Annotated in this window: 22 protein-coding genes; 20 read left to right on the top strand and 2 right to left on the bottom strand. The window is 64.6% G+C overall.

Annotated elements, in window-relative coordinates; all coding sequences use genetic code 11:
• Positions 1–3 precede the first annotated feature (3 nt).
• The 8 genes from pgsA (at position 4) to ABIA96_RS31150 (ending at position 6607) form a co-directional block, all read left to right on the top strand.
• Positions 4–621, top strand: coding sequence for a CDP-diacylglycerol--glycerol-3-phosphate 3-phosphatidyltransferase (pgsA, locus tag ABIA96_RS31115; protein WP_354140746.1), 618 nt, complete (start codon positions 4–6; stop codon positions 619–621).
• Complete coding sequence (gene moaD, locus ABIA96_RS31120; RefSeq protein ID WP_354140747.1) at positions 618–869, top strand: molybdopterin converting factor subunit 1; 252 nt, start codon at positions 618–620, stop codon at positions 867–869. Before pgsA ends, moaD begins: the two co-directional genes overlap by 4 nt.
• Before the next feature lie 3 nt (positions 870–872).
• Positions 873–1355: a molybdenum cofactor biosynthesis protein MoaE gene (locus ABIA96_RS31125; protein WP_354140748.1), complete on the top strand. Its 483-nt coding sequence runs from the start codon at positions 873–875 to the stop codon at positions 1353–1355.
• Positions 1355–2314, top strand: coding sequence for a 50S ribosomal protein L3 N(5)-glutamine methyltransferase (gene prmB / locus ABIA96_RS31130; protein ID WP_354140749.1), 960 nt, complete (start codon positions 1355–1357; stop codon positions 2312–2314). Before ABIA96_RS31125 ends, prmB begins: the two co-directional genes overlap by 1 nt.
• Before the next feature lie 79 nt (positions 2315–2393).
• Complete coding sequence (locus ABIA96_RS31135; protein WP_354140750.1) at positions 2394–2981, top strand: phage holin family protein; 588 nt, start codon at positions 2394–2396, stop codon at positions 2979–2981.
• Entirely contained in the window at positions 2982–4112 is a 1131-nt protein-coding gene (locus tag ABIA96_RS31140) for a YihY/virulence factor BrkB family protein (protein WP_354140751.1), read from the top strand. It begins immediately after the preceding gene.
• 152 nt (positions 4113–4264) lie between these two features.
• A complete protein-coding gene (locus tag ABIA96_RS31145) occupies positions 4265–5737 on the top strand; it encodes an EAL domain-containing protein (protein WP_354140752.1) in 1473 nt (490 codons plus the stop codon).
• Positions 5738–5752: 15 nt separating this feature from the next.
• Entirely contained in the window at positions 5753–6607 is an 855-nt protein-coding gene (locus tag ABIA96_RS31150) for a TIGR01459 family HAD-type hydrolase (protein ID WP_354140753.1), read from the top strand.
• A gap of 94 nt (positions 6608–6701) precedes the next feature.
• On the opposite strand, the gene ABIA96_RS31155 is transcribed toward ABIA96_RS31150, so the two are convergent.
• Positions 6702–7097 carry a response regulator gene (locus ABIA96_RS31155; protein WP_007596883.1) on the bottom strand — a complete coding sequence of 132 codons (396 nt, stop codon included), beginning with the start codon at positions 7095–7097 and terminating at the stop codon, positions 6702–6704.
• A gap of 228 nt (positions 7098–7325) precedes the next feature.
• On the opposite strand from ABIA96_RS31155, the gene ABIA96_RS31160 reads away from it, so the two are divergent.
• From ABIA96_RS31160 to ABIA96_RS31210, 11 genes are all read left to right on the top strand, one after another.
• Positions 7326–8297 (top strand): bifunctional riboflavin kinase/FAD synthetase, encoded by a 972-nt coding sequence (locus tag ABIA96_RS31160; protein ID WP_354140754.1) that lies wholly within the window; start codon positions 7326–7328, stop codon positions 8295–8297.
• A gap of 216 nt (positions 8298–8513) precedes the next feature.
• Positions 8514–11522 carry an isoleucine--tRNA ligase gene (gene ileS, locus ABIA96_RS31165; protein ID WP_354140755.1) on the top strand — a complete coding sequence of 1003 codons (3009 nt, stop codon included), beginning with the start codon at positions 8514–8516 and terminating at the stop codon, positions 11520–11522.
• A gap of 9 nt (positions 11523–11531) precedes the next feature.
• Positions 11532–12026 (top strand): signal peptidase II, encoded by a 495-nt coding sequence (lspA, locus tag ABIA96_RS31170; RefSeq protein ID WP_354140756.1) that lies wholly within the window; start codon positions 11532–11534, stop codon positions 12024–12026.
• A 111-nt stretch (positions 12027–12137) separates the two neighbouring features.
• On the top strand, positions 12138–12869 hold the full coding sequence (locus ABIA96_RS31175; RefSeq protein ID WP_354140757.1) for a hypothetical protein: 732 nt from the start codon (positions 12138–12140) through the stop codon (positions 12867–12869).
• 193 nt (positions 12870–13062) lie between these two features.
• Positions 13063–14454: a M16 family metallopeptidase gene (locus tag ABIA96_RS31180; protein ID WP_354140758.1), complete on the top strand. Its 1392-nt coding sequence runs from the start codon at positions 13063–13065 to the stop codon at positions 14452–14454.
• Positions 14451–15821, top strand: coding sequence for a M16 family metallopeptidase (locus ABIA96_RS31185; protein ID WP_354140759.1), 1371 nt, complete (start codon positions 14451–14453; stop codon positions 15819–15821). The genes ABIA96_RS31180 and ABIA96_RS31185 overlap by 4 nt, the downstream gene beginning before the upstream one ends.
• A gap of 116 nt (positions 15822–15937) precedes the next feature.
• The gene (gene arfB, locus ABIA96_RS31190; protein ID WP_354140760.1) at positions 15938–16354 is read left to right on the top strand and encodes an alternative ribosome rescue aminoacyl-tRNA hydrolase ArfB; all 417 of its coding nucleotides are present in this window, start codon (positions 15938–15940) and stop codon (positions 16352–16354) included.
• Positions 16355–16498: 144 nt separating this feature from the next.
• Positions 16499–16885, top strand: a complete 387-nt coding sequence (locus ABIA96_RS31195) for a c-type cytochrome (RefSeq protein WP_354140761.1) — start codon at positions 16499–16501, stop codon at positions 16883–16885.
• Complete coding sequence (locus ABIA96_RS31200; RefSeq protein WP_354140762.1) at positions 16886–17281, top strand: VOC family protein; 396 nt, start codon at positions 16886–16888, stop codon at positions 17279–17281.
• Between the two features lie 44 nt (positions 17282–17325).
• Entirely contained in the window at positions 17326–17874 is a 549-nt protein-coding gene (locus ABIA96_RS31205; protein ID WP_354140763.1) for a gluconate 2-dehydrogenase subunit 3 family protein, read from the top strand.
• Positions 17875–17903: 29 nt separating this feature from the next.
• A complete protein-coding gene (locus ABIA96_RS31210) occupies positions 17904–19472 on the top strand; it encodes a GMC family oxidoreductase (RefSeq protein ID WP_354140764.1) in 1569 nt (522 codons plus the stop codon).
• Between the two features lie 116 nt (positions 19473–19588).
• Here ABIA96_RS31210 and ABIA96_RS31215 read toward each other — a convergent pair whose 3' ends face one another.
• Complete coding sequence (locus tag ABIA96_RS31215; RefSeq protein WP_354140765.1) at positions 19589–19906, bottom strand: ribbon-helix-helix domain-containing protein; 318 nt, start codon at positions 19904–19906, stop codon at positions 19589–19591.
• Positions 19907–20156: 250 nt separating this feature from the next.
• Here ABIA96_RS31215 and mutL point away from each other — a divergent pair, with 250 nt between their 5' ends.
• A complete protein-coding gene (mutL, locus tag ABIA96_RS31220) occupies positions 20157–21968 on the top strand; it encodes a DNA mismatch repair endonuclease MutL (protein ID WP_354140766.1) in 1812 nt (603 codons plus the stop codon).
• Positions 21969–22090 lie beyond the last annotated feature (122 nt).

A 22090-nucleotide genomic window follows, 5' to 3' on the forward strand; every position in this document is an offset into this window, starting at 1 on the left:
CGCATGAACATCGCCACGACACGAGGGACGACCAGCCGCGCGATGTCCCTCCCGAACATCCTGACCTACGGCCGGATCGCCGCAATCCCGGTCGTGGTCGGCTGCATCTATGCGCAGTCGATCGCGGACTATCCGCTGTGGCTGCGCTGGGTCGCGGTCGCGATCTTCATCGGCGCCGCGGTGACCGACTATCTCGACGGCTATTACGCGCGGATCTGGAATCAGCAATCGGCATTCGGCCGGATGCTCGACCCGATCGCCGACAAGCTGCTGGTCGCCTCGTGCCTGCTGATGCTGGCCGCCGACGGTATTATCCATGGCTGGTCGCTGTGGGCGGCCATCGTGATCCTGTGCCGCGAGATCCTGGTCTCGGGCCTGCGTGAATATCTCGCGGCCCTCCGCGTCAGCGTCCCAGTCACCAAGCTCGCCAAATGGAAGACCACCGTTCAGCTCGTCGCCATCGGTTTCCTGCTCGCCGGTCCGGCCGGTGACGAAGTCATTCCCATGGTTTCGCTGATCGGCCTTGTCCTGCTGTGGGCCTCGGCGATCCTGACCATGTACACCGGCTACGATTACTTCAGCTCCGGCATCCATCACCTCATCAAGGAGGATGAGGGATGAAGGTGAAGTATTTCGCCTGGGTGCGCGAGCGCGTCGGCAAGGCTGAAGAGACCATCGAACCGCCCGCGACGGTGCGCACCGTGGAGGATCTGATCGCCTGGCTGTCGGGCCAGAGCGAAGCCTACGCTTATGCGTTCGAGAAGCCGAAAGTGATCCGCACCGCGATCGACCACGCCCACGTCAAGGCGGACGCAGCGATCGCGGGCGCCCGCGAGATCGCGTTCTTCCCGCCGATGACCGGCGGCTAGGCCATGACCTCCTCTGTCGCCACCTGCCTCGTCGCCGTCCGCATCCAGGAAGACGATTTCGACATCGCACGCGAGATCGCGGTTCTGACCAAGAGCCGCACCGACATCGGCGCCGTCGTCAGTTTCTCAGGCATCTGTCGCGCCGGCGAGGACAGTTCGAAGATCGCGGCGCTCACGCTCGAACATTATCCCGGCATGGCGGAAGAAGAGATCAAGCGCCACGTCGACGACGCCGTGTCGCGCTGGCCGCTCAACGGCGTCACCGTCATCCATCGCGTCGGGCGATTCATGCCCGGCCAGAACATCGTGCTGGTGCTCACTGCCTCGCAACATCGCCGGGCGGCGTTCGAGGCGGCCGAGTTCCTGATGGATTATCTCAAGACCAGCGCCCCGTTCTGGAAGAAGGAAGAGAGCGCCACCGGCACCGGCTGGGTCGAGGCCCACGCCCGGGACGACGAGGCCGCCGCACGCTGGACCCGATCCTGATGGCAAGAGCATCCAAGAAGCCTGTGCGCGGCCGCGCCGCGCCAAAACTCGCGAAGGTTGGCCGCGGCGAGCTGCGCACCCTGATCGATTTCGTCCGCTATGCGGTAAGCCGCTTCACCGAGGCCAGGCTCGCCTTTGCCCATGGCACGACCGATCCGGTCGCGGAAGCCGTCTTCCTGGTCTGCGAGGCCCTGCACCTGCATCCCGACCAGTTCGAGATTTTTGGCCATGCCTGCGTCACCGCAGCGGAAGGCAAGACACTGCTCGATCTCATCCATAAGCGGGTGACGACGCGCAAACCGACCGCGTATCTCGTCAACAAGATCTACATGCGCGGCCTGCCCTTCTATGTCGACGAGCGCGTCATCGTTCCGCGCTCCTTCATCGGCGAGCTGCTGGATTCGCATTTCGGCGGCGACGGCGAAGCGGGTTCGCTGATCGACGACCCCACGGCCGTGGAGCGCGTGCTCGATCTCTGCACGGGATCGGGATGCCTCGCGATCCTCGCCGCGTATCATTTCCCGAATGCCATAGTTGATGCCGTCGACATCTCCAAGGGCGCGGTCGAAGTCGCCGCGCGCAATGTCGGGGAACATGGGCTGGATGAGCGGATCACGCTCCATCGCGGCGATTTGTTGGCGCCGCTTGGCGACAACAAATACGATCTGATCATCACCAACCCACCTTACGTCGATGCCGAAGGCATGGCGGCGCTGCCGCCGGAATGCCGGGCCGAACCGAAGCTTGCCTTCGACGGCGGCGCGGACGGCCTCGATGTGGTTCGCCGTATCCTGCGCGATGCCCCCGGCCATCTCACGCCGGACGGCGGCCTTCTCTGCGAGATCGGCCGCGGCCGCGAACTGGTCGAAGAGGCCTTTGCGGAACTGCCGCTGCTCTGGCTCGACACCGAAGAGTCAGAAGGCGAAGTGTTCTGGATCGCGGCCGCCGATCTCGGCTGATCGAGCGCGCGAGGCGGAACAAGTCAAAATCCGCCACGTTCATCCCCCGGCGAATGTCTCGCTCTCGGAGGATGTCCGCATGCTCGCGCCATCAGGCGAATTGCTGCGCGCCGGCATGGCGCTGAAGCTCAACCATCTCAAGCGCGCCGCGCAATCCTATCTGCGTGACCAGACCAGCCATGCAACCGGCAAGGTGACATCTTACGCGGTGGCTGGCGGACTGTTCGCGGCGGCGGGCCTGTTCGTCGTCGCCGCATTTTTCGTCGGCCTGGTCGCGCTATATCGCTGGATCGCCATCACCTACGGACAATTCTGGGGCTTTGGTGCCGCTGCAGCCGTGCTTTTGGTATTGGCCGCGATCTGCGCCGGCGTTGCCATGGCTCAGATGAAGCGCAAGACGAGGCCGATCGTTCCGCTCGCCAGCCGCCTGCGCGTAGCAATCGTCACCCCGCGCATCCCCCGGGGAACGGTCAAGCAGGCGGTAAGAGAAGTCGCGACGACGATTCCCCTGGTACCGCGCGCGCCCGGCGAACGGGGCCATGGCGCCAAGGTTCGGCCAGTTGGCGCCAACCGCCCGGTGCAGCTTGGCGTCATGATGGCAGCTCTTGGGCTGCTCGGCGTGGCGGCGGCGCGTCGCAGGCGTCACGGAAACGGATTGGACGCCTAGATGCGTGTGCGGGGGTCCGAGCAACTCGACAATTGGCTGGTGGTAGCGGCGACGGCGGTCGTCGTGCTTACCGCTGAGCGCTATTTCCAGGACTCCGGGGTTATCGGATCCGGGCCACCTCAGGACCATCGCAATAACGAGGCGAATTCACCGGAAACCAATCCGGCAAGCGCGGCCATACAGCCCGACCATGGCCGCCGCTCGACAAGCCCGTTCAAAATCCCCTGGGCAGGCTGGAAAGATATCTTCTGGCGCACCTATCAGCGCATCGGCGACGACCGCCTGCTCGCAACCGCGGGCGGCGTGGTGTTCTTTGGACTGCTCGCGATTTTTCCTGCCGTGACCGCACTTGTCTCGTCCTACGGACTGTTCGCCGATCCCTCGACCATCAGCGACAACCTCCAGACCCTCGCGACGATGCTGCCTGCGGGCGCGTTCCAGATCGTCGAGGACCAGATCGCGCGCGTGGTGTCGAAAGGCAACAGCGCGCTGGGCGCCACCTTCCTGTTCGGCCTGGTGCTGGCGGTCTGGAGCGCCAACGCCGGGGTCAAATCCATCTTCGACGCCCTCAACGTCGCCTATGAAGAACGTGAGAAGCGCAGTTTCATCAAGCTGAACCTGATTTCTCTATCCTTCACGGTCGGCGGGATCGTCGCCCTCCTGCTGATGGTCGCTGCCGTGGTGGCCTTCCCGCTGGCGCTCGATCATCTCGGCCTTGCACCCGAGAGCAAGCTGATCGTCGCACTGGCGCGCTGGCCGCTGCTGCTCGTCATCCTGCTGGCGGCGCTCGCTATCCTCTACCGCTTCGCGCCCAGCCGCGATGCCCCGCGCTGGCAATGGCTGAGCATCGGCGCGGTGACCGCCGCCCTGCTCTGGATTGCCGGCTCGGCCCTGCTGTCCTGGTATCTCTCGGCGTTCGCCAATTACAGCGCCACCTACGGCTCCCTCGGCGCGGCGATCGGCTTGATGACGTGGATGTGGATGTCGGCGATCGTGATCATGTTCGGCGCCGAGCTGAACTCGGAGATCGAACGGCAAACCCTGCGCGATACGACCACCGGGCGGCCAAAACCGCTCGGCAGCCGCGACGCGGTCTCGGCCGACACGGTCGGCGCCGCCGCGCCATCCTGACGACCTCCACGCGCGCGTACAGCCGCTATCCCCTCGAATCAACAAATGATGTTAAGGTCATGCGGCTTGGGGAGCATAAGGCGCGACGGTTGCGAATTGCGGCCCGTGTTTTCCCGGGTGAGGCAGTCAGCTCTTGAGGCGTAGCGCGCGGCATGATTCGCATTTCGACGATCTTCATCGCCATCTGCATGGTTCTGGTCGCGGCCTCGCTCGGGCTCGTGCTCTACGCCGTCGCCGGCATTAGCGGAACCGAATCCGCGATTGTGGCGCTGACCGCGCTGACTTTCCTGATCCTCTACAACGCGGTCTCCATGCGGCTGCGCGACCGCAGCGACGTCGGCGGCCAGATCGCTGACCTGTCGCGCGGCACCGCCGACCTCGCCCGCCAGGTGGCCGAGTTCGGGCGCCGGCTCGCAGCCATCGAGGGCCGCATCGCCTCGTCCAACTCGACCAATTCCGATCGTGTCCAGTCGGTGGTCGGCGAGATCAACGAGCTCGGCGGACTGGTCAGGCAGCTTGCCGCCACCGTGTCGACCCACGAGGACCTGCTCGCCGGTCATGCGCCGGCGCCGGCCCCCGCTCCTGTCGCCAGGCTGGAACCGGAAGCGCCGATCGACCTGATTGCACCCTTCGAGGAGCGGCCGGTCGCTCCTCCGCCGCTTCCCTTGCCGCCGCGGCCGACGCCGCCAGCCGTGCAGACCCAGACCGCCAACGCCGTCCAGACGGTCAATGGCCGCAACCCGACCCAGATGCTGGCGACGCTGCGCAACGCTATCGACGAGAACCGCATCGACATCTTCCTCCAGCCGATGGTGACGCTGCCGCAGCGCAAGGTCCGCTTCTACGAAGCCGTGACCCGGCTGCGCGACGAGCGCGACCAGCTGATCGCCGCGGAAGAGTTCATCAGCATCGCCGAGGCCTCCGGGCTGATCGGACGCATCGACAACATGGTGTTGCTGCGCTGTGTCCAGGTGTTGCGCCGGTTGATGGTGCGCAACAAGGACGTTGGCGTGTTCTGCAACGTCGCGGCCGCAACGCTCGGCAACTCCACCATCTTCGCGCAATGCCTCGATTTCCTCGAAGCCAACCGTGCCCTGGCGCCGTCGCTGGTACTGGAGTTCAAGCAGTCGACATTCCGCGGCCTCGGCCCGGCTGAAACCGAGAATCTTGCAGCGCTCGCCCAGCGCGGCTTCCGCTTCTCGATCGACCACGTCACGGATCTCAGGATCGAGCCGCGCGAACTCGCCGACCGCGGCGTGCGCTTCATCAAGGTTCCCGCCTCTCTCCTGCTCGACCCCAGGCAGGCATCGACCTCGGACATTCATCCTTCCGACCTGTCCGACCTGCTCGGCCGCTTCGGCATCGATTTGATCGCGGAGCGGATCGAGGGCGAGCGCGCGGTGGTCGACCTGCTCGACTATGACGTGCGGTTCGGCCAGGGCTTTCTGTTCGCGCCGCCCCGGCCATTGCGGCCCGAGGGGGCATCTGCTACCGGCGGAGCCGCGCCGAACCCGGCGCAGGACATTCAGGGAACTAATGGCTCCGGTACATCCAGCCCAGGCGCGGCGCCTGCCGCCCCGTCATCGCGCATCACCGGCAACGCAGCACTCGCGCGTCGCATCTGATCGGCCGCACGCATCATGACCACGCTGCATTTTGCACAGAGCCTGCGCGAGCTCGTGGGCGGGGTCGATGTCGTGCTCAGCGATATCTGGGGCGTGGTCCATAACGGCCTGGAATCCTTCCCCGAGGCCTGCGAGGCGCTGCACACCTATCGCAGCCGCGGCGGTACGGTGATCCTGATCACCAACGCACCGCGCCCGGCCGACTCCGTGCAACGGCAATTGCGCAAGCTCGGCGTCGCCGACGAGACCTATGACGCGATCGTCTCCTCGGGCGATCTGACGCGACTCTATGTCGCCGAGCATCCGGGGCGAAAAATGTTCTGGCTTGGCCCCGAGCGCGACAACTCGATCTATCGCGGCCTCGATGCGATGACCGCGCCGCTGGAAGAGGCCGACTACATCGTCTGCACCGGCCTCTACGACGACGAGACCGAGACCGCGGAAGACTATCGCGGCATGATGCTGAAGGCGCGCGAGCGCAAGCTGACGCTGGTCTGCGCCAACCCCGACATCGTGGTCGAGCGCGGCGACCGGCTGATCTATTGCGCCGGCGCGATCGCCGAGCTGTACCGCGAACTCGGCGGCGAGGTGATCTTCTACGGCAAGCCGCACCGGCCGATCTATGAGCGCGCGATGGCACTCGCCGGCGAACGCCAGGGCCACCCAATCGACCGGAAAAAGGTACTGGCGATCGGCGATTCCGTCCGCACTGATCTGACCGGCGCGCGCGAATTCGGCATCGACTGCCTGTTCGTCACCCGCGGCATCCATGCCGAGGAATTCGAGGGCCTCGACCAGCTCGACCCGAAGTCGGTGACGGAATTGTTCGGCCACCCGCCGAAAGCGCTGATGCGCGAATTGAAGTGGTGAGCCCGGTCGTTCCGAAGGAACGACGCGCCAACGCAGAAAGCCCGGGACGAGTGCCCGGGCTTTCCAAATTCAGTTAATGGCGTAGATCGCGCGCTTACGCGCTCGCCATGTCCGGGAAGACCGCCTCGATCTTGGTCTTCAGCGTCGCCGCGTTGAACGGCTTGACGATGTAGTTGTTCACGCCGGCCTTCTTGGCCGCGATCACGTTCTCGGTCTTCGATTCCGCCGTGATCATGATGAAGGGCGTGGTGGCGAGGTTGGGATCTGCCCGCACTTCGCGGAGCAGGTCGTAACCTGTCATTGGCTCCATGTTCCAGTCGGAAATCACGAGCCCGTACTTCTTGCCGCGCATCTTGTTCAGCGCCGCCGAACCGTCGCTGGCATCATCGATATTCTCGAAGCCAAGCTGCTTCAGGAGATTCCTGATGATACGGATCATGGTGCTGTAGTCGTCTACCACCAGAACCGACATCGACAAATCAACCGCCATCTCGACTCCCCCAACGCAAACCCAGGAAATATTACGATCGGACCTGCCGGGCTGTAGCCCGCGGCTCCACGTTTCAAGGACTAGCACCCAGGCGTTAAACAGCGCGTTAATCGCGGGCGCCCCCGAAGGAGTGAAATCACGTTCAATGCGGCTGCCCCTGCCGCTTGACTTCATCCGGCGGGTCAAGCCACGGTCCCGGCCGATCCCGCCGGCTCGAGAATTCCCCTGATGGCCCCGCAATTTACCGTTATCCGCGATACCACGCCGGATTCCGCGATCCTGAAGGGGGCGGTGGTTGCCATGGGCAATTTCGACGGGGTCCATCTCGGCCACAGGGCCGTCATTGCCGCGGCCATAGAAATGGGCCGGGCGCATGGCCGCCCTGCGCTGGCGCTGACCTTCGAGCCGCATCCGCGCCGGTTTTTCAGCCCCAACACCCCGCAGTTTCGCCTGACCGACGAGCGGGCCAAGCTGCGGCTCCTCGCCGGGACCGGGCTTGCCGGCGCCGTGGTCATGACCTTCGACAAGGCCCGCGCCGGGACCAGCGCGCAAGATTTCATTCACCATGACCTGATCGAGCGCCTCGGGGTCAGCGGGATTGCGGTCGGCTACGACTTCCATTTCGGCAAAGGACGCGTCGGCTCGCCCAGCCTTCTGGTCAACGAGGCGCCCCGGCTGAGCATCGAGGTCGACGTGCAGCCGCATGTCGATATCGACGAGCGGCCGGTCTCCTCCAGTGCGATCCGGATCGCGCTCGCCGAGGGGCAGCTCGACGAGGCCACCACCATGCTGAGCGCGCCCTGGTTCGTCACCGGCGAGGTCATCCATGGCGAGAAGCGCGGCCGCGACCTCGGCTATCCCACCGCCAACATCCGGCTCGATACCAATTGCGGCCTGAAGCACGGCATCTATGCGGTGCGGGTCGGCCGCGGGCCAGAGCGTCTGGATGGAGTGGCGAGCTTCGGCCGCCGCCCGACCTTTGACAATGGCGCGCCACTGCTGGAAATCTTCCTGTTCGACTTCACGGGCGACCTTTACGGGCAGGCGCTGGACTGCGCCTTTGTCGGTTTCATCCGCGAGGAGCTGAAATTCAACGATATCGACGCCCTGATCCACCAGATGGACGGCGATTCCGCCCGCGCCCGCGCCATGCTGGCTGCGGCCCCGGACGCGTTTCCGCGGCTCGGGACCGTCGATTGAGGGCCCAAAGCAGGCCCGCCGAACCTTTGCGCTTCCCTTTTGCGCTTCCCTTGGCCCCCTGCTATGGAGAGCCCATGTTTGCGCGGCGCATCATAGGGATTAGCGGCCCGGCTTCCGCCTGAGCCTCCGGCTCGGCGCAAGACCGGGTTTTGTCGTTTCACCCCCGCGATTCCGCATCGCCATCCGTTCCCGCGCCATTCCGAGCCAGTCAGCCTCATGTCCGAAAAGCCGCAGAAGTCCCAAAAGTCTGAAACCAAAGACTATTCGAAGACACTGTTCCTGCCGCAGACCGAATTCCCGATGCGCGCCGGCCTGCCGCAGCGCGAGCCGGAGATCCTCAAGCGCTGGTACGAGATCGGCCTCTACGAGAAGCTCCGCGAGAGCGCGAAGGGCCGCGACAAGTTCGTGCTGCATGACGGCCCTCCCTACGCCAACGGCAACATCCACATCGGCACCTCGTTGAACAAGATCCTCAAGGATCTCGTCACCAAGAGCCAGCAGATGCTCGGGTTCGATTCCAACTACGTACCGGGCTGGGACTGTCACGGCCTGCCGATCGAGTGGAAGGTCGAGGAGGAGCACTATCGCAAGAAGGGCAAGCAGAAGCCCGACTTCCGCGACAGTGCCGCGATGATCGATTTCCGGAGAGAATGCCGCGCCTACGCCACGCACTGGCTCAACGTGCAGCGCGAGGAGTTCAAGCGGCTCGGCGTGATCGGCGACTGGGCTCATCCCTACGCCACCATGAACTATCCGGCCGAAGCCCAGATCGCGCGCGAGCTGATGAAGTTCGCCGCCAACGGCACGCTCTATCGCGGCTCCAAGCCGGTAATGTGGAGCGTGGTCGAGAAGACCGCGCTCGCCGAAGCGGAGGTCGAGTACGAGGACTACACGTCCGACATGGTCTGGGTGAAATTCCCGATCACCTCGCCCGCCCATGGCGCGCTGGCGTCGGCCAGCGTCGTGATCTGGACCACCACGCCATGGACGCTGCCCGGCAACCGCGCCATCTCGTTCTCGCCGAAGATCGCCTATGGCCTCTACAAGGTGACGGACGCGCCCGCGGACAATTGGGCCAGGACCGGCGATCTCCTGATCCTGGCTGATGCGCTTGCTGAAGAAGTCTTCAAGCAGGCACGCGTCACGGCTTATGAGAAGGTCCGCGACGTCCCCGGCGACACCATGGACGCGATCGAATGCGCCCATCCGCTCAAGGGGCTCGCCGGCGGCTATGAATTCATCGTGCCGCTGTTGTCCGGCGACCACGTCACCGACGACACCGGCACCGGCTTCGTGCACACTGCGCCGAGCCACGGCCGTGAAGACTTCGACGTCTGGACGGCGAATACCCGCGAGCTCGATGCCCGCGGCATCAATAGCGCTATCCCCTACACCGTCGACGAGAACGGCGCCTATACCGATCATGCACCGGGCTTCGCCGGAAAGCGCGTCATCACCGACAAGGGAGAGAAGGGCGACGCCAACGAGGCTGTGATCAAGGCGCTGGTCGAGAGGGGCATGCTGCTCGCGCGCGGCCGGTTGAAGCACCAATATCCGCATTCCTGGCGCTCGAAGAAACCGGTGATCTTCCGTAACACGCCGCAATGGTTCATCGCGATGGACAAGGACATTGCGACCGACGGCAAGACAAAGTCCGGCGACACGCTGCGCGCCCGCGCGCTGCACGCGATCTCGGTGACGCAATGGGTGCCGCCCTCGGGCGAGAACCGCATCAACGGCATGATCGAAGCCCGCCCCGACTGGGTGATCTCGCGCCAGCGCGCCTGGGGCGTGCCGATCGCCGTGTTCGTCCGCGAGAAGGGCGACGGCTCGGCCGAGATCCTGCAGGACGAGGCCGTCAACACCCGCATCGGGGATGCTTTTGAGAAGGAAGGTGCCGACGCCTGGTACGCGACGGGCGCGCGCGAGCGCTTCCTTGGATCGCGTGCCAACGAGGATTGGCAGAAGGTCGACGACATTCTCGACGTCTGGTTCGATTCCGGCTCGACGCACGCCTTCGTGCTCGAAGACCCCGTGCAATTCCCCGGCCTTGCCGGCATCAAGCGCAAGGTCGACGGCGGCACCGACACCGTGATGTATCTCGAAGGCTCGGACCAGCATCGCGGCTGGTTCCACTCTTCGCTGCTGGAGAGCTGCGGCACGCGCGGCCGGGCTCCTTACGACATCGTGCTGACCCACGGCTTCACCCAGGCCGAGGACGGCCGCAAGATGTCAAAGTCGCTCGGCAACACCATCGAGCCGCAGGCCGTCATCAAGGAGTCCGGCGCCGACATCCTCCGGCTCTGGGTCGCGTCTTGCGACTACACCGACGACCAGCGCATCGGCCCCGAAATCCTGAAGAACACGGTCGAGACCTATCGCAAGCTGCGCAACACCGTGCGCTGGATGCTCGGCACCCTGCATCACTACAAGCCGGCCGACGCAGTCGTGCCCGCCGAGATGCCCGAGCTCGAGCGGCTGATGCTGCACGAGCTGGCGCTGCGCGCCGAATTGGTCCGCAAGGCCTACGAGACGTTCGACTTCAAGAGCGTGGTCGCAACGCTGTCCGCCTTCCTGAACAGCGAGCTCTCGGCGTTCTATTTCGACATCCGCAAGGACACGCTCTATTGCGATCCGCCGTCCTCGCCGGCGCGCAAGGCGGCGCTGACCACGATCGACCTGATGTGCAATTCGATCCTGAAATGGCTGGCGCCGGTGTTGAGCTTCACGGCGGAAGAAGCTTGGCGCATGTACAAGCCCGATGCCGAACCGTCGGTGCATTTGACGCCATTCCCGGAAGGCCTCGAAAAGCTTCGCGACGACAAGCTCGCCGCGAAATGGGAGACCATCCGCAACGTCCGCCGCGTCGTCACCGGCGCGCTGGAGCTCGAACGTGCCGCCAAGAACATCGGCTCGTCGCTCGAGGCCTCGCCGGTGATCTATATCGCCGACCGCGACATGCTGGCGACGCTGTTCGACACCGATCTCGCCGAGATCTGCATCACCTCGAACTACGAGGTGCGTGAGGGCGAGGCGCCGGCCGCTGCATTCCGTCTCGATGCCGTGCCCGGTGTCGCGGTCGTGGTGGAGAAGGCCGTCGGCACCAAATGCGCCCGGTCCTGGAAGATCTCGCCGACCGTGGGCGAAGACCCTGAATATCCCGACGTCACCCCGCGCGACGCCAAGGCGCTGCGCGAATGGAGGGCGTTGGGCGTGAGCGTCTGATCCCCGGCCATGACCCCACTCCGCGCCGGCATCCTCGCGGCCGTGGTCACGCTGGTGGCCGACCAGGCCTCCAAGCTCTGGCTGCTGAACGGATTCGACCTCGCCCGTCGCGGCGTGGTGAAGGTGATGCCGTTCTTCGACCTGGTGCTGGCCTGGAACATCGGGATCAGCTTCGGCTGGCTCCAGAACGACGGTCAGGCTGCCCAGCTCGCGCTGATGGCGGTGAAGATCGTCGCGGTGATTGCGCTCGCGATCTGGATGGCGCGGTCGCAGACCCGGCTCGCCACCGTGGCCCTGGGATTGATCATCGGCGGCGCCATCGGAAATGGCATCGACCGCCTGGCCTACGGTGCAGTGGTCGATTTCGCGCTGTTCCACATCGAAATCGGCGGAGATACCTATAATTGGTACGTGTTCAACGTGGCAGACGTGGCCATCGTTGCCGGGGTGGCGGCCCTATTGTATGATTCCTTCCTGGGGGTACCCGCCGCAAAAGCGCCCTGATCCCGGCCGATACGGACCGGAGGCGGAACCTTGCTTGGCGGGGGATAGTCGCGCGAGACGCGGCAAGACCGACTTTCATCAAGACTGCCACATTTTAGAACAGGTACAGGCATGCGCAGCTCCGAGACCAGCGGTTCGATCGGCCGAGACTCCCGGCAGGGACTTTGGCTGGCGCTGAAATTGTCGGCCGTCGCCCTCGGCATCGGTCTCGTCATGTCGGCAGGGCCGGTTCGCGCCGGTGACGGTGACGACGATGACGACGACATGACCTTCGAAGAAAAGCTGATCGACAATCTGATGTCCGGCATCGGCGCCAAGGGCATGGAAAAGAAGGGCATCGATTACCGCGAGCGGTCACCGCTGGTGGTGCCCCCGAACCTCGACCTGCCGCCGCCCGCCAGTGCCGACGCCAAGAACGCGCCAAACTGGCCGAAGGATCCCGACGAGAAGCGCCGCAAGGAAGCCATCGCTGAGCGGAAGAAGGCCGGCAACAAGGTATCGGACTACTGGAAAAATGGCCTGCCGCTGTCGCCCGCCGAGTTGAACGCCCACAAGACGGCCGGCCCCGACAAAACCGTCAATGATCCGATCCAGCCGGGCGCCAACATCAGCAACCCGACGATGAGCCCGGCCCAGCTCGGTTACACCGGCGGCCTGTGGAACATGTTTTCGAACAACAAGGGCGAGAACAAGCAATTCACGAGCGAGCCGCCGCGCCAGTCTCTGACCGAGCCGCCGCCGGGCTATCAGACGCCTTCGTCGAGCTATGCCTATGGCGCCGGAGAGGACAACTCGCGGCGGACCTATTTCGACGTCCAGTCGGGTAAGGAAAAGACGCAATAAGCTCCTTGCCCGTCGCATGCAGGCGTGGACCCGCCGCAATCGTCCGGCGTAGGCCGGACGCGGCAGATGACCTTTATTTAAGTACAACTTGACCGCGTTCTCTGCTTCGTGACCCGAAGCTCAAATCCGCGCGGTGTAGCATGCCGTGCTTTCACGCCCGGACATCAGGGTCCGTGCTTTCACAAGGATCGTGATGTCCTCACACCGATCGGTTGCCTGCCTCTTCGCCGCGCTGCTCTCGACATCTGCGTTCCCCATCGGCAGCGCACTCGCCCAGACGACGGTCACGTCCGCGCCGCCCGCCAGTTTCACGCTCAACAACGGCCTCCAGGTCGTGGTGATCCCTGACCACCGCACGCCCGTGGTCACGGAGATGATCTGGTACAAGGTCGGCTCGGCCGACGAGACGCCGGGCAAATCCGGCCTCGCCCACTTCCTCGAGCACCTGATGTTCAAAGGCACGGAGAAGCACCCGGTCGGTGAGTTCTCGCAGACCGTGCTCCGCGTCGGCGGTAACGAGAATGCCTCGACCTCGGTCGACTACACCAACTACTACCAGCGCGTGCCGCGCGAGCAATTGCCGACCATGATGGAGTTCGAGGCCGATCGCATGACCGGCTTGATCCTCAAGGACGAGAACGTGCTGCCCGAACGCGACGTCGTGCTCGAAGAGTACAACATGCGCGTCGCCAACAGCCCCGACGCGCGCCTCAACGAGCAGGTCATGGCCGCGCTCTATCTCAACCATCCCTATGGCCGGCCGGTGATCGGCTGGCACCAGGAGATCGAGAAGCTCAATCGCGAGGACGCACTCGCCTTCTACCGCCGCTTCTACGCGCCGAACAATGCGATCCTGGTGATCGCCGGCGACGTCGAGGCCGCCGATGTGCGCCCACTGGTCGAACGCAATTTCGGCCCGATCCCGGCCCAGCCCGCGATCGCGGCGCAACGCATCCGCCCGCAGGAGCCGGAGCCGGCGGCACCGCGCACGGTCACGCTGTCCGACCCGCGCGTCGAACAGCCGAGCCTTCGCCGCTTCTACCTGGTGCCCTCGGCGACGACGGCTGCGGCCGGCGAGAGTGCCGCGCTCGACGTGCTGGCGCAGCTGATGGGCAGCGGCAGCAACTCCTACCTCTACCGCGCGCTCGTCGTCGACAAGCCGCTCGCGGTCTCCGCCAGCGCCAGCTATTCCAGCATCTCGCTCGACCCGACCCAGTTCATGATCTCGGCTTCGCCGAAATCCGGTGTCACCTTCGCAGACATCGAGCACGTCATCGACGGCGTCATCGCGGACATCGTTGCGAACCCGATCCGCGCCGAGGATCTCGAGCGGGTCAAGACCCAGCTCATCGCGGAGGCGATCTACGCCCAGGACAATCAGGCGGTGTTGGCGCGCTGGTATGGCGGCGCACTGACCACGGGCCTGTCGATCGAGGACATCCGAAGCTGGCCGGCCCGCATCCGCGCTGTCACTGCCGCGCAGGTTCAGCAAGCTGCACAGAAATGGCTCGAGAAGAAGCGCTCGGTGACGGGCTATCTGATCAAGGACACCGCTACCGCCAAGCGCGAGGAGAAGCGTTCGTGACCCATTCCCTTCTTACACGACGCGTCGTCCTGTCGTTTGCCGCCGGCGCTGCACTGTCGCTCGCTGCGATCTCGCCGTCCCAGGCCGCAGCAAAGATCCAGCACCTGGTCTCGCCGGGTGGCATCGAGGCCTGGTTTGTCCAGGACGCGACCGTGCCGCTGATCGCGATGGAATATTCCTTTGCCGGCGGCTCGGCGCAGGATCCCAAGGACAAGCCCGGCGTCGCCAATCTGGTCGGCGACCTCCTCGACGAGGGCTCCGGCGATCTCGACTCCAAGACGTTCCATGAGCGGCTCGACCGACGCGCCATCGAGCTCTCCTTCAGCGCCACCCGCGACACCTTCCGTGGCACCCTGCGTATGCTGCGCGACAACAAGGACGAGGCTTTCGAGCTGTTGCGCTCGTCACTGACCTCGCCGCATTTCGACACGGCCGACGTCGAGCGCATCCGCTCGCAGGTCATCTCGGGCCTGCGCCGCGAGACCACCAGCCCGACCTCGCTCGCGAGCCGCAAATTCCTGGAGATGACGTTCGGCGATCATCCCTACGGACGGCAGACCAACGGCACGCTGGAGAGCGTGCCGACCATCACGATCGCCGACATGAAGGATTACGTCGGGCGCAACCTTGCCAAGGACACGCTCAAGATCGCCGTCGTCGGCGACGTCGATCCGGCCACCCTCGGCAAGCTGCTCGATCACACGTTTGGCAGCTTGCCCGCCAAAGCCACTCTGACGCCGATCCCCGACGTCGAGGCCGCCAGGCCGCCGCAGCGCGCCTTCGTGCCGCTCGACGTGCCGCAGACCGTGATCACTTTCGGCGGCCCGGGCGTGAAGCGCAGCGATCCGAACTTCATGGCGGCCTATGTCGTCAACCACATCCTCGGCGGCGGTGGCCTGTCCTCGCGGCTTTATCGTGAGGTCCGCGAGAAGCGCGGGCTGGCTTATTCCGTGTTCGAATCGCTGCTCTGGATGGAGCATTCGGCGATCTTCATCGGCAACACCGGCACGCGGGCCGACCGCGCCGGCGACACCATGGATGCGATCGAGAAGGAAGTGCGCCGCATCGCCGACGAGGGCCCGACGCAGAAGGAGCTCGACGAGGCCAAGTCCTACCTCAAGGGCTCGCAGATGCTGGCGCTCGACACCTCCTCCAAGCTTGCGCAGGCGCTGCTGCAATATCAGCAGGACAAGCTGCCGATCGACTATATCGAAAAGCGCAACGGCATCGTCGACGCGGTGACGCTGGACGACGCCAAGGCCGCCGCCAAGCGGCTGTGGGGCCAAGGGCTCCTGACGGTCATCGTCGGCCGCGCCCCGCAGGCCGCCGCGCAACCGGCGGCGGCACCGGCGACCAAGTCGAACTGACGTCTCCTGACATTTCCTGGAATGGCCGGGCTCGCCCGGCCATTTGCTTTTCCGCCATCCACCATTGCCGAAATCGGACGTCCGCGATATGTCCGGGCATCACGAATGGTGCCATCATGCTGCGGATATCCCGCGATCTCGTCATCGACGAGGACGACATCGAGATCGATTTTGTCCGCGCCTCCGGCCCGGGCGGACAGAACGTCAATAAGGTCTCGACCTCGGCCCAGCTGCGCTTCGATACGCGCAAGCTGACCATTCCGGAGGATGCGGAGATCCGGCTCGCCCGCATCGCCGGCCAGCGCATGACCAAAGACGGCGTGATCGTGATCCAGGCCCAGCGCTTCCGCAGCCAGGACCGTAACCGGCAGGACGCCATCGACCGGCTCGTCGAGATCCTAAGCCAGGCGATGATCCGGCCGACGCCGCGCCGCGCAACGCGACCGACCTTTGCCTCCAAGCAACGCCGGCTCGACGGCAAGAAGCGCCGCAGCGACGTCAAGTCGAAGCGCGGGCGCGGTTTCGACGACTAGGAATCACAGCCGTCGATCGCGTCAGGCGCATCGCGCGAATTGCGCTTTGTTCCTGGTCGAAACAGCCCGCTACTACCACCGCATGTTTTGCGCCGCCTAGAGTTTGCGCACGCTGAACGTGACGTGGATGGACGGGCTTTGGCGATGCGCGCAGTCATGCTGGGATTGTGCACCGCGATGGTGCTGGTGGTACGTGTTGCCGAAGCACAGATGCCGTTGCCGGCCACCAGGCCGCCGGATGGCGCGACGTTGTTCAAGCAGCAATGCGCGGTGTGCCACACGACCAATCTCTCGGAACCGATGCGGCAAGGTCCACCGCTCGCGAAGGTCGTGGGCCGGGCCGCCGGCAAGATCGAGGGCTTTCATTACTCCGACAGTCTCGCGAAAGCAGACTTCACTTGGGACGAATCCAAGCTCGACTCCTGGCTGACCAATCCGCAGGCCGTCATTCCCGGCGTGGTCATGGTCTATCGCCAGGCCAAATCGGAGACGCGCGCCGCCATCATCGCCTATCTCAAGGAGCTGAACTGAATGGCCAAGCCTGTCCATTCCATGATCCGCGTGCTCGACGAGACTCGCTCACTCGACTTCTACAAGCGCGCTTTCGGCCTCGAAGTCGTAGATCATCTGAAGTTTCCAGACTTTGCCCTCATCTATCTGCGTCACCCCTCCTCACCTTTCGAGGTCGAGCTGACGGTCAATTTCGATCGCAACGAACCGTACCAGCTCGGCGACGGCTACGGCCATCTCGCCGTGGTCGTCGAGGATCTCGATGCCGAGCATGCCCGCTTCGAGCGCGAGAAGCTCGCGCCGGGGCCCTTGCGCGACTTCAAGCACGGCAGCAAGACGCTGGCGCGCTTCTTCTTCGTCAGCGATCCCGATGGCTACAAGATCGAGGTAATCCAGCGCGGCGGACGTTTCAACTGATCAAACCACAAAAATCAGATCACAAAAATCGAAGGAGGAATGCCATGAGAGAAGTCGATCGTCGAAGCAAGCACAGCCGCCGCGTCTTTCTCAAGGGCGCGGCGACAGCCGTGCCGGTCGTGGCCGTAGCGACCAGTGTCGCCGTCAACATCGAGGGCGCCTGGGCCGATGAGGCGGGCACGCTTTCGCCCGCGACGATGAAGACGCTGCTGAAGGTCGCGCGCGACATCTATCCGCACGATGTGCTCGGTGACAGCTACTACATCACCGCGATCAAGCCATGGGACGGCAAGGCGGCGAAGGACGCCTCCGTCAAGTCGCTGATCAGCGACGGCATTGCAAGGCTCGATCAGAACGCGAGGGATCGCCACAAGGCCCCCTATGCCGAAGTGCCCTGGGAAGCCGATCGCGTGGTGCTCTTGAAGGAGATCGAGCAGAGCGACTTCTTCCAGAAGGTGCGCGGTGACCTCATCGTGTCGCTCTACAACCAGAAAGAGGTCTGGCCGCGGTTCGGCTACGAGGGCTCCTCCGCCGAGCATGGCGGCTACATCAACCGCGGCTTTGCCGACATCGACTGGCTGCCGAAAGCTTAAAGGTCACCCAACGGTTCAGGAGAACGCACATGGCAAAATTCGATCTGAACGATGACGGCGTTGTGGTGGTCGTCGGCTCCGGCGCCGGCGGCGGCACGCTGGGCAACGAGCTCGCGCAGAAGGGCGTCAAGGTGGTCATCCTCGAGGCCGGCCCGCGCATCGAGAACCAGGACTTCATCAACGACGAGTGGGACAGCTTTTCCCAGCTCGCCTGGAGCGATGCCCGCACCACGTCAGGAACATGGCGCGTCGCCAAGGATTTCTCCGGCCTGCCCGCCTGGATCGTCAAGGCGGTTGGCGGCTCAACGATCCATTGGGCCGGCGCCTCGCTGCGCTTCGACGAGCACGAATACAGGGTGAAGAGCACCTACGGCAATATTCCCGGCGCCAATTTGCTCGACTGGCCGGTCACGCTGGCCGAGATGGAGCCGTGGTACGCCAGGGCCGAGGACAAGATGGGCGTGACCCGCACCAACGGCATTCCCGGACTTCCCGGTAACAATAATTTCAGGGTGCTGGAGGCTGGTGCGAAGAAGCTCGGCTACAAGACCGTGCACACCGGCAACATGGCGATCAACAGCCAGCCGCGTGACGGACGTGGCTCGTGCCAGCAGATCGGGTTCTGCTTTCAAGGCTGCAAATCGGGCGCGAAATGGTCGACGCTCTACACCGAAATCCCCAAGGGCGAGTCGACCGGCAATCTGGAGGTCCGTCCCGGCAGCATGGTGATCAAGGTCGAGCACGATGCGAGCGGCAAGGTCACCGGCGTGGTCTATGCCGACGAAACCGGAGCGATGCAACGCCAGAAGGCGCGGATCGTTGCGGTCGCAGGCAATTCGATCGAAAGCCCGCGGCTGCTGCTCAACAGCGCTTCGAGCATGTTCCCCGACGGCCTGGGCAACTCGAGCGGTCAGGTCGGCCGCAACTACATGCGTCACATGACCGGCAGCGTCTACGCGGTGTTCGAGAAGTCGGTGCACATGTATCGCGGCACCACAATGGCCGGCATCATCCGCGACGAGGCCGCCAACAATCCGAAGCGCGGCTTCGTCGGCGGCTATGAAATGGAGACGCTGTCGCTCGGACTGCCCTTCATGGCAGCGTTCCTCAATCCGGGCTCATGGGGCCGGCCATTTACCGCCGCGATCGACGGCTATCCGCGGATGGCCGGCATGTGGCTGGTCGGCGAGGACATGCCGCAGGAGACCAACCGCATCACGCTCGACCCAACCGTGAAGGACAAGTTCGGGATGCCGGTGGCGAGCGTGCATTACGATGATCATCCCAACGATCTCGCGATGCGGGCCCACGCCTACAAGCAGGGGGCTGCGGTCTACGAGGCGGTCGGCGCGACCGTGACCTATCCAACGCCGCCTTATCCGAGCACGCACAATCTCGGCTCCAACCGGATGAGCGAGAAGCCGCGCGACGGCGTCGTCAACAAGTTCGGCCAGAGCCACGACATCAAGAACCTGTTCGTCTCCGACGGCAGCCAGTTCACCAGCGGCGCGGCCTGCAACCCGACGCTGACCATCGTCGCGCTCGCGATCCGGCAGGCCGATTACATTGCGGGGGCGATGGAGAAGAAGGAGATCTGAGGTCCACGGCTCCCTCTTCCGTCATTGCGAGCGCAGCGAAGCAATCTAGACTGCCGTCGCAGAAAGATTCTGGATTGCTTCGCTCCGCTCGCAATGACGGGGAAACGCTGTCGCTTCTATTCGGCGGCATCCAAAATGGGGGCCACCGTGGCCTTGAACTCCTGCACCGGCGTCAAGCTCCTGGAGCGATAGATCAGGCAGGAGCAGCGCAGGAGCGAGGCGAAATTATTGACCTCGCCGTGGTGGTCGAGCACCTCGCTGTAGAGCGTGGTGAGGAACTTGCCGAGACTCATATTCTCCTTGGCCGCGATCTCCTGCAGCGTGTCCCAGAATGCCATTTCCAGCCGGATCGAGGTGCAGTGCCCACCGATTCGCAGCGAGCGGGTCTGGGATTCATAGTCGCGTTGGGGCTGGTGCGCGAAAAGATGGCACATGGCGTCCTCCCGTCCTGTTGCCATTTTTTCACAATGCTACACCGCAGCCCGGCGGCTCACAATCAGGACCGTAGCTGAAGATCGGTCCATCGCCGATGCACGATTTTCTCGAACGTCCAATGTCTTCAATGTGATAGGCATCCCTCTTCCCCAGGGCGCCACGCGGCTGTTGCCCAACACATGCTTTTGACGCAACACGGCCTAGAATAGCGCCGTCAGCGAATCCAAGTCTGAGCCCAAGATCGAGTTCATGCCCGTCCGTCAACTTCCAGAGCAGGTCGTCAACCGCATCGCCGCCGGCGAGGTGGTCGAGCGCCCGGCAAGCGTGGTCAAGGAACTCGTGGAGAACGCGATCGATGCCGGCGCGAGCCGGATCGACGTCTTCACCGATGGTGGCGGCCGGCGGCGGATCGGTATCACCGATGACGGCAGCGGCATGACCCAGAGGGACCTGTCGCTCGCAGTCGAGCGCCATGCCACGTCCAAGCTCGATGACGAGGATTTGCTCCAGATCCGCACCCTCGGGTTCCGAGGCGAGGCGCTGCCTTCGATCGGCTCAGTGGCACGGCTCTCGATCACCACGCGACATGGCAGCGAGCCGCACGCCTGGGCGCTCAACGTCGAGGGTGGCGCGAAGTCTGACATCATGCCGGCGGCGCTGGCGCACGGCACGCGAGTCGAGGTCAACGATCTCTTCTATGCGACCCCGGCACGGCTGAAATTCCTCAAGACCGATCGCACCGAGGCGGAAGCTATCCGAGAGGTGGTGCGAAGGCTCGCGATGGCGCGACCGGACGTTGCCTTCACGCTCGCGGGCGAGGAGCGCGCGCCGGTGACATGGGCCGCGGCGCTGCCCGGCGCCGCAGGCCGGCTGACGCGGCTCGGCGATATCCTGGGTACGGAGTTCCGCAGCCATGCCTTCGAGGTTCATGCCGAGCGGGAGGACGTCGTCGTTGCCGGCTATGCCGCAGCACCTGCGCTGACGAAGGCCAACGCGCTCGGGCAATATCTCTTCGTCAACGGCCGTCCCGTGCGCGACAAGCTGATCTTGGGGGCGGTGCGCGGGGCCTATGCCGATTATCTGCCGCGCGACCGCCATCCGGTGCTGGCGCTGTTCGTTACGCTCGATCCACGCGAGGTCGATGCCAATGTGCATCCGGCCAAGACCGAGGTTCGCTTCCGCAACGCGGGCCTGGTGCGCGCGCTGATCGTGCACGGATTGAAGGAAGGGCTTGCGCGCGAGGGCCGTCGCACCGCCGCCAACAGCGGCGAGAGCGCATTGTCGTCGTTCCGACCCGCCTTCACGCCGCGCCCCGCGGGCTGGGACTGGCGGGCTTCGCCATCCGCACCGGCCGCGCCGATGCCGTCATTCGGCGGCTCGGCCGCACCCGCCTTCGCCGAGCGCGCGCAGGCTGTGTTTGATGTCGGTGCGCCGAGCGCCGACGTACGGTTCGAGACGCAGCCGGTAGCTGACCTCGTCGACCGCCCACTCGGCGCTGCGCGCACGCAGCTCCACGAGACCTATATTGTCTCGCAGACCCGTGACGGTCTCATCATCGTCGACCAGCACGCCGCACATGAACGCATCGTCTATGAGCGGCTGAAGGCCTCGCTCGCCGCAAACGGCGTACAGCGGCAGATCCTGCTGATCCCCGAGATCGTCGAGATGGACGAGGCCACAGTGGAGCGCCTGCTCGAGCGCAGCGAGGAGCTTGCATCGTTCGGCCTTGCGATCGAATCCTTCGGCCCCGGGGCGGTCGCCGTGCGCGAGACGCCGTCGTTGCTCGGCAAGACCAATGCGGGCGGACTGCTGCGAGATCTCTCCGAGCACATGGCCGAATGGGACGAGGCGCTGCCGCTGGAACGCCGCCTGATGCACGTGGCCGCCACCATGGCCTGTCACGGTTCGGTGCGCGCCGGGCGTCGACTCAAGCCTGAGGAGATGAACGCGCTGCTCCGCGAGATGGAGGAGACGCCGAACTCCGGCCAGTGCAATCACGGCCGGCCGACTTATGTCGAGCTGAAGCTGGCCGATGTCGAGAAGCTGTTCGGGCGGCGGTGAAGGTGCCGTAGGGTGGGCAAAGGCGCAAAGCGCCGTGCCCACCATCTGTCCGTGATTGCGAGAGAAGCCGTGGGCACGCTCCGCTTTGCCCACCCTCATATGGGGCATTTTGAGTCAAGGCT

It is taken from the genome of Bradyrhizobium sp. LB11.1, from assembly GCF_040549385.1.
Classification (GTDB): Bacteria; Pseudomonadota; Alphaproteobacteria; order Rhizobiales; family Xanthobacteraceae; genus Bradyrhizobium.

Excerpts from the sequence above, each read along its gene's own strand:
- ABIA96_RS31215 (WP_354140765.1), bottom strand. The coding sequence starts at position 19,906 with ATGTGCCATCTTTTCGCGCACCAGCCCCAACGCGACTATGAATCCCAG.
- ABIA96_RS31160 (WP_354140754.1), top strand. The coding sequence starts at position 7,326 with ATGGCCCCGCAATTTACCGTTATCCGCGATACCACGCCGGATTCCGCG.
- moaD (WP_354140747.1), top strand. The coding sequence starts at position 618 with ATGAAGGTGAAGTATTTCGCCTGGGTGCGCGAGCGCGTCGGCAAGGCT.
- ABIA96_RS31180 (WP_354140758.1), top strand. The coding sequence starts at position 13,063 with ATGTCCTCACACCGATCGGTTGCCTGCCTCTTCGCCGCGCTGCTCTCG.
- ileS (WP_354140755.1), top strand. The coding sequence starts at position 8,514 with ATGTCCGAAAAGCCGCAGAAGTCCCAAAAGTCTGAAACCAAAGACTAT.
- lspA (WP_354140756.1), top strand. The coding sequence starts at position 11,532 with ATGACCCCACTCCGCGCCGGCATCCTCGCGGCCGTGGTCACGCTGGTG.
- ABIA96_RS31145 (WP_354140752.1), top strand. The coding sequence starts at position 4,265 with ATGATTCGCATTTCGACGATCTTCATCGCCATCTGCATGGTTCTGGTC.
- ABIA96_RS31200 (WP_354140762.1), top strand. The coding sequence starts at position 16,886 with ATGGCCAAGCCTGTCCATTCCATGATCCGCGTGCTCGACGAGACTCGC.
- ABIA96_RS31155 (WP_007596883.1), bottom strand. The coding sequence starts at position 7,097 with ATGGCGGTTGATTTGTCGATGTCGGTTCTGGTGGTAGACGACTACAGC.
- ABIA96_RS31140 (WP_354140751.1), top strand. The coding sequence starts at position 2,982 with ATGCGTGTGCGGGGGTCCGAGCAACTCGACAATTGGCTGGTGGTAGCG.
- ABIA96_RS31125 (WP_354140748.1), top strand. The coding sequence starts at position 873 with ATGACCTCCTCTGTCGCCACCTGCCTCGTCGCCGTCCGCATCCAGGAA.
- ABIA96_RS31195 (WP_354140761.1), top strand. The coding sequence starts at position 16,499 with ATGCGCGCAGTCATGCTGGGATTGTGCACCGCGATGGTGCTGGTGGTA.
- ABIA96_RS31205 (WP_354140763.1), top strand. The coding sequence starts at position 17,326 with ATGAGAGAAGTCGATCGTCGAAGCAAGCACAGCCGCCGCGTCTTTCTC.
- ABIA96_RS31210 (WP_354140764.1), top strand. The coding sequence starts at position 17,904 with ATGGCAAAATTCGATCTGAACGATGACGGCGTTGTGGTGGTCGTCGGC.
- pgsA (WP_354140746.1), top strand. The coding sequence starts at position 4 with ATGAACATCGCCACGACACGAGGGACGACCAGCCGCGCGATGTCCCTC.
- ABIA96_RS31150 (WP_354140753.1), top strand. The coding sequence starts at position 5,753 with ATGACCACGCTGCATTTTGCACAGAGCCTGCGCGAGCTCGTGGGCGGG.
- ABIA96_RS31135 (WP_354140750.1), top strand. The coding sequence starts at position 2,394 with ATGCTCGCGCCATCAGGCGAATTGCTGCGCGCCGGCATGGCGCTGAAG.
- ABIA96_RS31175 (WP_354140757.1), top strand. The coding sequence starts at position 12,138 with ATGCGCAGCTCCGAGACCAGCGGTTCGATCGGCCGAGACTCCCGGCAG.
- mutL (WP_354140766.1), top strand. The coding sequence starts at position 20,157 with ATGCCCGTCCGTCAACTTCCAGAGCAGGTCGTCAACCGCATCGCCGCC.
- arfB (WP_354140760.1), top strand. The coding sequence starts at position 15,938 with ATGCTGCGGATATCCCGCGATCTCGTCATCGACGAGGACGACATCGAG.
- prmB (WP_354140749.1), top strand. The coding sequence starts at position 1,355 with ATGGCAAGAGCATCCAAGAAGCCTGTGCGCGGCCGCGCCGCGCCAAAA.